This is a genomic window from Prevotella sp. P5-92 (assembly GCF_002251245.1).
GTDB lineage: Bacteria > Bacteroidota > Bacteroidia > Bacteroidales > Bacteroidaceae > Prevotella.
Genome location: NZ_NPJG01000023.1, coordinates 81,935 through 93,155 on the forward strand (window position 1 = coordinate 81,935; position 11,221 = coordinate 93,155).

8 protein-coding genes are annotated in these 11,221 nt (G+C 51.3%); 5 read left to right on the forward strand and 3 right to left on the reverse strand.

Going from position 1 to position 11,221, the window contains the following annotated elements:
* Window positions 1-2: 2 nt before the first annotated feature.
* The 5 genes from CIK99_RS02960 to CIK99_RS02980 all read left to right on the forward strand — a co-directional run bounded on the left by CIK99_RS02960 (window position 3) and on the right by CIK99_RS02980 (window position 6,633).
* Window positions 3-1,583, forward strand: coding sequence for a glycoside hydrolase family 43 protein (locus CIK99_RS02960; protein WP_094379599.1), 1,581 nt, complete (start codon window positions 3-5; stop codon window positions 1,581-1,583).
* 210 nt (window positions 1,584-1,793) lie between these two features.
* Window positions 1,794-2,798: a class II fructose-bisphosphate aldolase gene (locus CIK99_RS02965; protein ID WP_094379601.1), complete on the forward strand. Its 1,005-nt coding sequence runs from the start codon at window positions 1,794-1,796 to the stop codon at window positions 2,796-2,798.
* Between the two features lie 84 nt (window positions 2,799-2,882).
* Window positions 2,883-3,188 (forward strand): hypothetical protein, encoded by a 306-nt coding sequence (locus CIK99_RS02970; RefSeq protein ID WP_094379603.1) that lies wholly within the window; start codon window positions 2,883-2,885, stop codon window positions 3,186-3,188.
* Between the two features lie 94 nt (window positions 3,189-3,282).
* The gene (locus CIK99_RS02975) at window positions 3,283-4,122 is read left to right on the forward strand and encodes a hypothetical protein (RefSeq protein WP_158215880.1); all 840 of its coding nucleotides are present in this window, start codon (window positions 3,283-3,285) and stop codon (window positions 4,120-4,122) included.
* A gap of 54 nt (window positions 4,123-4,176) precedes the next feature.
* Window positions 4,177-6,633, forward strand: coding sequence for a glycoside hydrolase N-terminal domain-containing protein (locus CIK99_RS02980; protein WP_094379607.1), 2,457 nt, complete (start codon window positions 4,177-4,179; stop codon window positions 6,631-6,633).
* 145 nt (window positions 6,634-6,778) lie between these two features.
* Here CIK99_RS02980 and CIK99_RS02985 read toward each other — a convergent pair whose 3' ends face one another.
* The 3 genes from CIK99_RS02985 to CIK99_RS02995 form a co-directional block, all read right to left on the reverse strand.
* Window positions 6,779-7,195 (reverse strand): Hsp20/alpha crystallin family protein, encoded by a 417-nt coding sequence (locus tag CIK99_RS02985; protein WP_254047703.1) that lies wholly within the window; start codon window positions 7,193-7,195, stop codon window positions 6,779-6,781.
* A 226-nt stretch (window positions 7,196-7,421) separates the two neighbouring features.
* Entirely contained in the window at window positions 7,422-9,446 is a 2,025-nt protein-coding gene (locus CIK99_RS02990) for a beta-galactosidase (protein ID WP_254047704.1), read from the reverse strand.
* Window positions 9,447-9,588: 142 nt separating this feature from the next.
* Window positions 9,589-11,211 (reverse strand): RagB/SusD family nutrient uptake outer membrane protein, encoded by a 1,623-nt coding sequence (locus CIK99_RS02995; RefSeq protein ID WP_094379612.1) that lies wholly within the window; start codon window positions 11,209-11,211, stop codon window positions 9,589-9,591.
* Window positions 11,212-11,221 lie beyond the last annotated feature (10 nt).

Here is an 11,221-nt window from a genome sequence, read left to right on the forward strand (position 1 = left end):
CGATGAAAAAGAAAACAGTACTTACCGCTCTGCTCGCCTTGTCGCTATCAGCACAGAGCTATTCTCAAACCGCCACGCTTCATACTATGTCCGATAAGACTGCTTCAGCACACCCGCTCATACCAGGCTATCACCCTGATCCGTCTGTATGCCGGGTAGGCAATGAGTATTATATCGTTAATTCCTCGTTCCAGTATTTTCCCGGTGTGCCCATCTTCAAAAGCAACGACATGGTTCATTGGGAACAGATAGGCAATGTGCTCGACCGTAATAGCCAGTTGCCTCTCAAAGGTGCATCGTCGTGGCTTGGAATATATGCGCCGACAATACGCTATAACGACGGTACCTTTTATATGATTACTACCAATGTGGGCAATGGGGGCAACTTCATGGTCACTGCCACATCGCCCGAAGGACCGTGGAGCGAACCTATGTGGTTGCAACAGCAAGGCATCGACCCCTCGCTGTATTTCGAAGACGGGAAATGCTATATGGTCAGCAATCCCGACAATACCATCACGCTCTGCGAGATAGATCCTACCACAGGAAAGCAACTCACGGAGAGCCGCGGCATATGGCAAGGCACAGGCGGACGCTATCCCGAAGGACCACATATATATAAGAAAGGCCAATATTACTATCTGCTCATATCAGAAGGAGGTACAGAGATAGCCCACCGCCTCACCATGGCACGCAGCCGTAACATCTATGGACCTTATGAAAGCTGTCCGCACAACCCCATCTTCACCCATTGCTGCCTGTCCGCACAAGATAGTCAGGTACAGGGAACAGGTCATGGCGACCTCGTGGAGGATGCTAACGGACAGTGGTGGATGACCTTTCTCGCCTTCCGCCTCTACAACGGAACTTATCACCACCTCGGACGCGAGACCTTCCTCGTGCCTGTGGAATGGGATGCCGACGGATGGCCTGTAGTCAACCATGGCAAACCGCTTCAGCCAGTAAACAAAGACACCGACTTCGCGTCGCTCCCTCAGGCTGCCATTGCCAATACGGCGGCAAAGGGTTTTAAGGCCATGGGACACGAGTGGCTCTATATCCAGAACCCCGACTCGTCGAAATACGAACGGCGAGGCAGTACACTGAGACTTCATGGTTCGAAAAGCTCGCTTACCGAAAACGACCGTCCAACCTTCGTGGGGCGTCGCCAACAGCATGCCGACATGACAGTCACCGTCTCTCTCGACGCCACGCTGCTCAAGCCCGGCGACGAGGCTGGACTCACCGCTTACCAGATACACGACGGACATAGCGAAGTACTTGTAGGCAGAGCCGATGACGGCAAGCTATACGCCACCGTGCGCTATCGCATGAAAAACCTGGAGAAGACAGAGGAGAGGTTATGGCTCGACAGCGCAAAGCAGCTGCTCGTGCTCCGCGCCACCCCCGACAACTACGAGTTCCTTTGTGGCAAGGATGAGAAGTCGCTCAAGTCGCTCGGAACCATCGCTCCTCAGCTGATGAGCACTGAAGTGGTGGGAGGCTTCACAGGTGTCATCCTTGGCATCTACGCCACTGGCAACGGCTCAGCCGACTTTAAATCCTTCGACTATCAGCATTAGCATATACCGGCAATATGAAAATTCATCTGCAACCTTCACTTTGCAAAAACGCACAAAAAAGACAAATCACGTTTGATTTATGTGAAAATTGTAGATTTTGCTTGATAAAAAACGACAAAACGTTTGTATTTCAGAAATAAAAATGCTAACTTTGTCGCCGAAAAAGAAATAATAGGTTTATAAAATCAATAAATATACAAATTAATTATTATGGTAAGTTACAAAGAATTGGGTCTCGTGAATACCCGCGAGATGTTCAAGAGAGCAGTAGCAGGTGGCTACGCTATTCCAGCATTCAACTTCAACACTATGGAGCAGATGCAGGCTATCGTACAGGCTGCCGTTGAGACAAAGTCTCCAGTTATCATGCAGGTTTCTAAGGGCGCACGTAATTACGCCAACGCTACCATCCTCCGCTATATGGCTCAGGGTGCAGTAGAGTATGCTAAGGAACTCGGTTGTGAGCATCCTGAAATCGTTCTTCACCTCGACCATGGTGACAGCTTCGAGCTCTGCAAGGACTGTATCGACATGGGCTTTTCTTCTGTGATGATCGACGGCTCACACCTCCCATACGAGGAGAACGTGGCTCTCGCAAAGAAGGTTGTTGACTACGCTCACCAGTATGACGTGACTGTAGAGGCTGAGCTCGGTGTTCTCGCAGGTGTTGAGGACGAGGTTTCTGCCGCTGAGTCTCACTACACAAAGCCTGAGGAAGTAATCGACTTCGCTACACGCACAGGTTGCGACTCACTCGCTATCTCTATCGGTACTTCTCACGGTGCATACAAGTTCACTCCAGAACAGTGCACACGCGACCCGAAGACAGGTCTGCTCGTTCCTCCTCCATTGGCATTCGACATCCTTGCCGAGATAGAGCAGAAGCTCCCTGGATTCCCAATCGTTCTCCACGGTTCTTCTTCTGTACCACAGGACGAGGTTGCTACCATCAACAAGTTCGGTGGCAAGTTGCCAGACGCTATCGGTATTCCAGAAGACCAGCTCCGTCAGGCTGCTAAGTCGGCTGTTTGCAAGATCAACATCGACTCTGACTCTCGTCTGGCCATGACAGCTGCCATCCGTCAGCACCTTGCTGAGCATCCTGGCGACTTCGACCCACGTCAGTATCTGAAGCCAGCTCGCGAGAACATGAAGAAGATGTACATCCACAAGATTGTGAACGTACTGGGTTCAGACGGCAAGCTCGCAAACTAATTCCGGGTTTTCGGGTTTAATAGACATAGGCTGGCATTCGTGCCAGCCTTTTTCGTACTGCAGCATTAAATAAAATACTCACTTATGTCACTACCTAAATTCATTGTCACCATGGATGGCCGTCTTCGTTTAGGCATGGTCTCTCTCCATTCTGAGTTGGTCAACCAAGGAGAGGATTGTATCGGAGGCGGGCTTTACGACCTCGACTATCTCTCGTCGTGCCTCATCCTCTATCGCCAGTCACACGACTACGGTTGCCCCCGTTGGCATCTTGTTGACACTCTTCACGTGCCTGAAGCCTATCGCGGATGGCGCATACGCTATGTCTTTGACGATGGCTATCACGAAGACTTCCCCGTAAGTGAAAAACTACCAATAGAATATTATTAGTACTAAATAATCTAAACAACAAAAACAAAACTTGCCAATACTTTTGTGGTTTTAAGAAAAGTGCGTATATTTGTGGCGTCTAAATCGAATGAATATGAAACAACTCTTTGTACTATTATTATGTGGCAGCCTCATGATATCGAGTTGTGACGGCTCGTTAGCTTCGCAAGGAGCAGGTACTGGCGCATATTTCGGCGCAATAATTGGTTCGGCCATTGGAGGTATCTCCGACGGACCGCGCGGTAGTGATATCGGCACGTTGATAGGTATGGCAGGAGGTGCCGTCGTCGGCGCTGCCATAGGCTCGGCTGCTGACCGTGCCGAACAGCAGAAATACCGTGAGTACCAAGAGCAGCGCACCGTGCCTTACAGTCGCGATTATCAGCGTTACAACAACAGACAATACTCTAATGACGAAAGCGGTTTCGACCCTACAAATAGCGGTGACGACCGTATAGAGTTTGAGCATGGCTCGAAATCTGGCCAACCTTATTCCACTGTCGAGCCAAAGTCATACAAGCCCGACGAGGTGTCGCTCGACCAGCTGAAGCAGATGATGCCAGGATATAACGTCAACTATAACGAGGACGTGGTAATGCGTAATGCTACATTCGTGGATCGCGACGGCAACGGAATACTTAATGCAGGAGAAGAGGCAAAGGTGACGTTCGAGATTATGAATCGCTCGTCGGCTGTCATCTATGATGTCCTGCCCATGGTAGTTGAGACGTCGGGCAACAAGCATGTACACATCTCGCCGAGCATACTCGTGGAGAGCATCATGCCTGGCAAGGGTGTGAAATATACTGCCACTATACGTGGCGACAAGAAGCTAAAGGACGGGCAAGCCGTGATAAGGGTGGCTGTACGTCAAGGTAAGAACGACATCACTTCACAAATAAAGGAGTTTTCCGTCGTGACCAGAAGGAAGTAAGATTAACGTGACTTTTATCACTATATTAACCAATCCTGAATTATTATCAAAAAAATGAGAAAGAACCTATTACTCGGCCTGTTGTTGGCCTTCTCGGTGTCGGTAATGGCACAGGACATGAAACTATGGTACAGCCGTCCGGCACAAGTATGGACTGACGCCTTACCCATTGGCAACTCCCGCATGGGAGCGATGGTGTTTGGAGGTGTGGATAAGGAAGAACTGCAGCTCAACGAAGAGACCTTTTGGGCAGGCGGACCGCATAACAACCTAAATGCCACTGCCCATGACGCTCTTGACGACATACGCCAACTCGTGTTTGCCGACAAGTGCAAAGAAGCCCAAGACAAGATAGACAAGACCTTCTTTACAGGTCAGCATGGCATGCGCTTCCTACCATTGGGCAGTCTTCGCCTGACATTCGACTATAGTGGCGTCGCCTCTGATGCCGCTCCTCGGCAATATACTCGCGCCCTCAATCTTGCCAATGCTACGGCAACGGTGAATTATGCCATTGGCGATGTTGAATATTCGCGTACGGCGTTCGCCTCTCTTGCCGACAATGTCATCGTGCTTCGCGTAGAGGCAAACAAGCCAAAGGCTCTCTCCTTCGGCCTTGGTTACGACTGTGCCAAGGAACTGAACCCCGTCGTTGAGGCTAAGGGTAGTCAGCTCACCATGCGTTGCACTGGAGTGGAGCAAGAGGGAATAAAGGCAGCCCTCAATGCCGAATGTCGCATCGTGGTAAAAGCCGATGGAAAGATAAAGGCGGAGGGGAAAGCCATAGCAGTGAAAGATGCCTCTGTGGCAACAGTATTTATCATTGGGGCGACAAACTTTGTGAACTATCACGACGTGACAGCAAATGCTGCCACGCGATGCAGCAAAATACTCAAGCCCGCATTGAAGATGAGCTACGAGGAGCTCCTTGCACGCCATACGGAGAAATATCGCCAACAGTACGATAGGGTGCAACTCAATATACCCATGACCAAGGCTTCAGAGGCTGAGACCGACGAGCGCGTGAGACTCTTCAACCAAAGCGACGACTTGAACCTCATAGCACTCCTCTACCAATATGGCAGGTATCTCCTTATCTCCTCGTCGCAGCCTGGCGGACAGGCGGCAAACCTTCAGGGAGTGTGGAATGGCGGCATGTATGCTCCCTGGGACAGCAAATACACCATAAATATCAATGCTGAGATGAATTACTGGCCGGCTGAGGTGGCTAATCTCAGCGAGTGTCACGAACCTCTCTTCTCGATGATCGACGACCTGACACATACTGGTGCCGAGGCAGCGCGTGTGCTCTATGGGGCAAAGGGTTGGATGGCTCATCATAATACCGACATCTGGCGCATCTCTGGTCCCGTCGATGCCGCTTATTTCGGTATGTGGCCTAATGGTGGCGCATGGCTGGCGCAGCATCTGTGGCAGCACTATCTCTTTACGGGCGACACCGACTTCTTGCGTCGTCACTATGGAGCATTGCGTGGCACTGCCGACTTCTTCATGAGTTATCTTGTCAAGCATCCACGATACGGATATCTCGTCACCGCACCTTCCATGTCGCCCGAACATGGATATAGCAACGACGGGGCGAGCATTGCAGCTGGTTGTACAATGGACAACCAGATTGCCTTTGACGCACTTAATTCAACACTTCTTGCCACACGGGTGCTTGGAGGCAACAAGGCATATGAAGACTCGCTCTCGCAGACCATAGCGCAGCTCGCTCCCATGCAGATAGGCCGCCATAACCAGCTTCAAGAGTGGATAATAGATGCCGACAATCCTCGCGACGACCATCGTCATATATCTCATCTCTATGGACTCTATCCAAGTAATCAGCTCTCTCCAAGACAGAATCCCCAACTCTTCCAGGCTGCACGTAACACTCTTCTGCAGCGTGGAGACATGGCTACAGGATGGAGTATAGGTTGGAAAATAAATTTCTGGGCGCGTATGCTTGATGGCGACCATGCCTTCCGCATCATCCGCAATATGCTCTGTCTCTTGCCGAGCGATGCCGAAGCAAAGAACTATCCTAATGGCCGAACCTATCGCAATCTGTTTGACGCCCATCCGCCATTCCAGATCGACGGCAATTTCGGTTTCACGGCAGGTGTGTCGGAGATGCTGCTGCAGAGTCACGACGGCGCCGTACACCTTCTGCCCGCCCTTCCTGAGCAGTGGGGTGAGGGAAGTGTAAAGGGACTTGTGGCTCGTGGAGCTTTCGTAGTGGATATGGATTGGCAAGGCGGACAGCTCTCCAAGGCACGCATCGAGTCTCGTCGCGGAGGCACTCTTCGTCTGCGTTCTTATGTGCCGCTGAAAGGTCATGGTCTGAAGACAGCCCAAGGCAGTTGTCCTAATGCCCTCTTGGCTCCAGCTGCCATATCCAAGCCTCTTGTCTCAGCAGATATACGTCCTCAGTCGCCCATCCTTCCTCGCGTCTATGAGTACGACATTGAGACAAAGGCTGGCGATGTGATTGAAGTGTCGAGATAAGATTTTGAAACACTTATCAACAAGACGATAAGTAGAGTCAACATAATTATTAAACTACAATGTTGTGTTTTGCTATCTTTATATAAAAAAACAGGCGGGGATTAACTTGTGTAATCCTCGCCTGTCGCGGGTGTGGTGCATAGCATTATGCTATGTCGATCTGACGTTGTATCTTCTTCACTTCGTCCTTGGTAACTTTCGGCATGGTGATGGTTAGAACGCCGTTGTCCACCTTGGCTGCGATGTTGTCCTTGACGATGTCTTCTGGCAACACGTAGGTCTGCTGGTAGTTGGAGTAGCTGAACTCGCGGCGCAGGTAATGCTGCTTCTTGTCTTCCTCCTTGTGTTCCATCTTGTTTTCGATGGCAATGTCGAGATTGCCGTCGGCATTGATGTTTACCCTGCAGAATTCCTTCTTGATACCAGGCACTGCCACTTCCATGGTGTAAGCCTTTGCATCTTCTTTCACGTTGACTGCTGGCGCTGTGGCCTTCATCTTTGGCATCCAATCACTGTTGAAAAAGTCGTCGAACACTGTTGGGAACCAACTGTTTGAATTCATTACTGGTAACATAATAACCTCCTATTTTAATATTGTTATACTGTTAATGTTTTTAGCTTCCAGCTATCTCCAAGCTTCTGTAGCTCTTAGTAGCTTTCCGCTTTCACTTATATGCAAAGCAATCTCTGTGCCAATGTTTGTCATAATGCCATAATGTCGGCAAAGTATAATTTTTTTAATCTTTGCTGACCTATTGTCATTCACCACAGATTACCATTGCTTGTAGTTATTTGATGGTGATGCTTTTTATTCCTTCGCCCGGAGTCTTGTCCGCCTCTCTTGGCAGATAGATGGGGGCATCGGCTTGCAGTGGGAGGATGCGGAGCTCAAACTCGGTGATGCCTTCGGGTAGTCGCCATAGACCATAGAGGAATGGGCGACCGTACTGGAACTGGTCGGCAATGAGTTTGCCGCCCGCATAGAGGCGGGCGCAGTCGCCTTGGTATTCTATGCTGAGCAGTCGGTTCGACTTTGAGATTGCCTCTGAAGGCAGTGTAATCTTATACACTGCGGCATTATCAAAGTCCTCGTCGGTGGGCTCTTCCGCCACTCCTTTTGCGCCGATGGTTATCTTGCGCAGCTGCCCTGCTTCTTTCACCTTAGAGTATTCCACCTCAATCCGAATGTCCTCTTTGGCATGTGGCGGAAGGAAAAGTCGCTCGGCTTCCTGGCTTGTCAGCAGATAGATATTTCCGCAGACAGGTTTTGTGGTGCCTTGCGGCTTGAGGTTTTTCAGCACCTTGCCGTTCTGCATTGCAATGGTAGTGGGTATGCCCTTTATTTGTTCCATGTATATCTTTCCGTCGCGCTTTGCTATGATTTGCGCCGTGGCGTACCTGATGCCGTCGATGTTCACAGGCAGTATGCACATTGTGCCAGCCGGTATGTTAAGCTTTGGCAATTTCACACCGCATGCCGAGAGCCTCACACCGCGCTTCGCACTGAGGTTTTGGAGGCGTTCGTAGTTGTTGATGAAGATGAACGCGCTGTTGTCCTGCGAGCGGTATGACCAGCGGAGGAAAGAGTCGTCGCCCTTGCTGATGTCCTGCGGGCAAGGAAATGTGGCTTCCATCGGGGCAAGCATTTCGCCGTAGTCGTGCATAAAGAGGTGCAGTTTGCGCAGCTGGTAGTAGTGGGGCAGTGTTTGTCCGAATTCGCCAAGCGGAGCCTGGAAGTCGTAGTTCTTCACCGGCATGTCGTTGTAGTTGGTTGCTATTGTGCGCTGCATCTCGTTCAGCCATGTCAGTCCTTCAGGGTTTGTTCCTCCGTGATACATATAGTATCCGAGAAGGTTGGAGCCGCTGCCGAGTTTCACCAAAGCCATGGAATAGGCATCTTCGGGATAGACAAAAGGACGACGGTGATAGGCCTGCATCATACCACCGCCAAGCTCGCAAGTGAAATACGGATACTGCTCGTCGCCCTCGTTGAGTTGTTCTTTTTGCTTGCCAAGTTGCTCGGTGGCAATGGCTGTGGAGGATCGGAACGCCTTGAAATTGAAAGCTTTGAAGTAGTTGCCCGCCGTTTCCTCTATCGACCTTTCCCAGAATCCGTCGGCATAGTCGCCATAGAGAGGCAGCATCTCGCCGAATGGCACTGGCTTGGAGAGTTCCGGCCAGCCGGTGCGGGTGTAGAAAGGAAGGTCGAAACCTATGCCTTTGGCAATGCGTTTCAGTGCCATTAGATAGTCGCCCGACCCACGATATTCGTTGTCAAACTGGCAAGCCATAAGCGGTCCGCCGTCCTTCCATTGCAGTCCCTGTATCTGTGAGAATATCTGTCGGTAGAGCTTATCCACAAAAGACAGGAACTTAGGATCTTGCGAGCGCGTTTTACATCCCTTGGTAAAGACCCAGTCGGGAATGCCGCCGTTGCGCACCTCGCCGTGGCAGAAGGGGCCGATGCGCAGAATTACGGGCAGCTGCTCCTCCTTGCATATCTCGATGAAGCGTCTGAGGTTGCGCTGTCCGCTCCAGTTGAAGATGCCCTCCTGTTCCTCTATGTGGTTCCAGAATACGTAGGTGGCGATAATGGTCACGCCCCCGAGTTTCATCTTCCTCACCTCGTCTTTCCACTCGTCGGCGGGAATGCGCGAGAAATGCACCTCGCCCATGACGGGCACCACCCGCCGTCCGTCGATTATCAAACTCTTACTGTCCCATCTTACTTCGGGGGCCTCCGAGGCGTGCGCCTGTGCAGACATCAGCGCTGCCGCGCACCCCAATAACATTGTCTTGCAAATCTTGTTCATTGTATCGTTAGAAAAGGTAAATACATGTTGTTACCGTAAGGGTGCGACCAAGGGTGGCCGCACCACATACAAAATACTAACTAACAACATTGTTCATATCTGAATTGTAACCATTCCCAGTTTTTGTTGTCTCTTCTGCCTGTCATCTCTTTGGGCCGTCATAGTTGTCGCGAGTGAAGTATTGTGTCAGCGTCTTGCCACATTCTTCCGCCTGCTTAACGGCATAGTCTGGCAGAGGGAAATACTGGCTGCTTGGATCTTTTCCGGCTTCCTTCAGCAGGGTGTAGTATTTGTTGAAGCGGATGAGGTCAATCTTGCGGCATCCCTCATAGTAGAGCTCGTGTCCGCGCTCAATGAGCAGTGCGTCGAGGAAAGCCTCTTTGCTTGCGGTCTTCTCGGGGTCGAGATTATGCAGTCCGGCTCTCTGTCTCACTTGGTTCACGCAGTCGATTGCCTGTGCCGACACGGTGTTGTGTGCCCTCACGTCAGCCTCGGCATAGAGCAGCAGCACGTCGGCCCAGCGCGCCAGCGGTATGTCTGTTCCCTGGAAAGGAGTCTCGGTCTCGATGGGGTATTTGTTGATGATGAAGCCGTCCCATACGCTACCGAGATGCTCCTCGGTCACCCAATATCCAAAGATGTGGAAGAAACGTGTTATGATGGTTTCGGCGCGCTTGTCGCCTTCCTCGAAGGTGTCGTAGAAATGCTTGGAGATGTTGAATGTCTGTCCCCATCCTCCGCCTTGCTTGACAAAGGGTGTTGGATTGCCCTTATCGTCGTATTTTGACACTTCCCACGAAAGCGCGTACCATGAGAACGGGTTGAAATTGCCCTCCGAGCCGTTGCCTGTTGCGTTTTCGTTGCACGACACGGCCATGATGGTTTCGCAGTTGAACTTGTTTGCAATCATAAACTGTGCGGCATAAGGGTTGTCGCCGTTCTGGAATAGCGAGTAAGAGCCCTTGAACTGGCCGAAGAGGTCGTATGCCTTCTGGTAGTAGCCGTTCACGTGGTAGCCCTCGTTCAAGTAGTGGCGCATCAGGCAGAAGCGTGCGTAGTCGGCGGTGTATCGTCCCTTTTCCGACTGGGTTTCCGCCACATGGCCTACGGCAAACTCCAGGTCGTCGGCGATATACTGTGTCATCTCGTCGAGCGTCGGTCGCTCCAGTGCGGCCTCCGCCGCGTCGTCGCCGACAAGCGACGGGTCGAGAATCACCGGCACCGGACCGTACATGTGGAGCAGATAATACATCATGAGGCCTCGAAGCAGTCGCGCCTCGCCGAGATACTCCTGCTGCAGTTCCGTCGGAAGCACAGCGGGGTCAGCCGCCTCAATGTCGCCGATAATTTTCGTGAATCTGGTGACGTCCCTGATTTTCTCATAGTGGTTTGAAGGCACCATGGAGCCGCGTCCCGCCAGTTTCATGTCCTCAAACTGCGCTTCGCCATAGTAGGTGAACGCGCCTCCCCACGAACCGATGCGCCAAGGCGAGCTCTCGTCGGTGGTCATGTCGAAAAGTCGGTTCAGGCCACCTTCCGAAACGTAGAAGTTGTGCATGTTGGAGCCGGAGAGGTTGTACGACCATGTGACGGTGAACGGTATGTAGCAGTCCATGAGATAGCTCTCGTAGTCGGCTGCCGTGGCGGGGAAATTTGTCGTTGACAGTTTTCCGTATATCTTTGCGTCGAAGTCGTTCTCGCAGCTGCCGAGTGAGAAGGCAAGAACGCAAGCGACAAAAGTGGATTTTATAATATTACGTATCATGATATTGCTT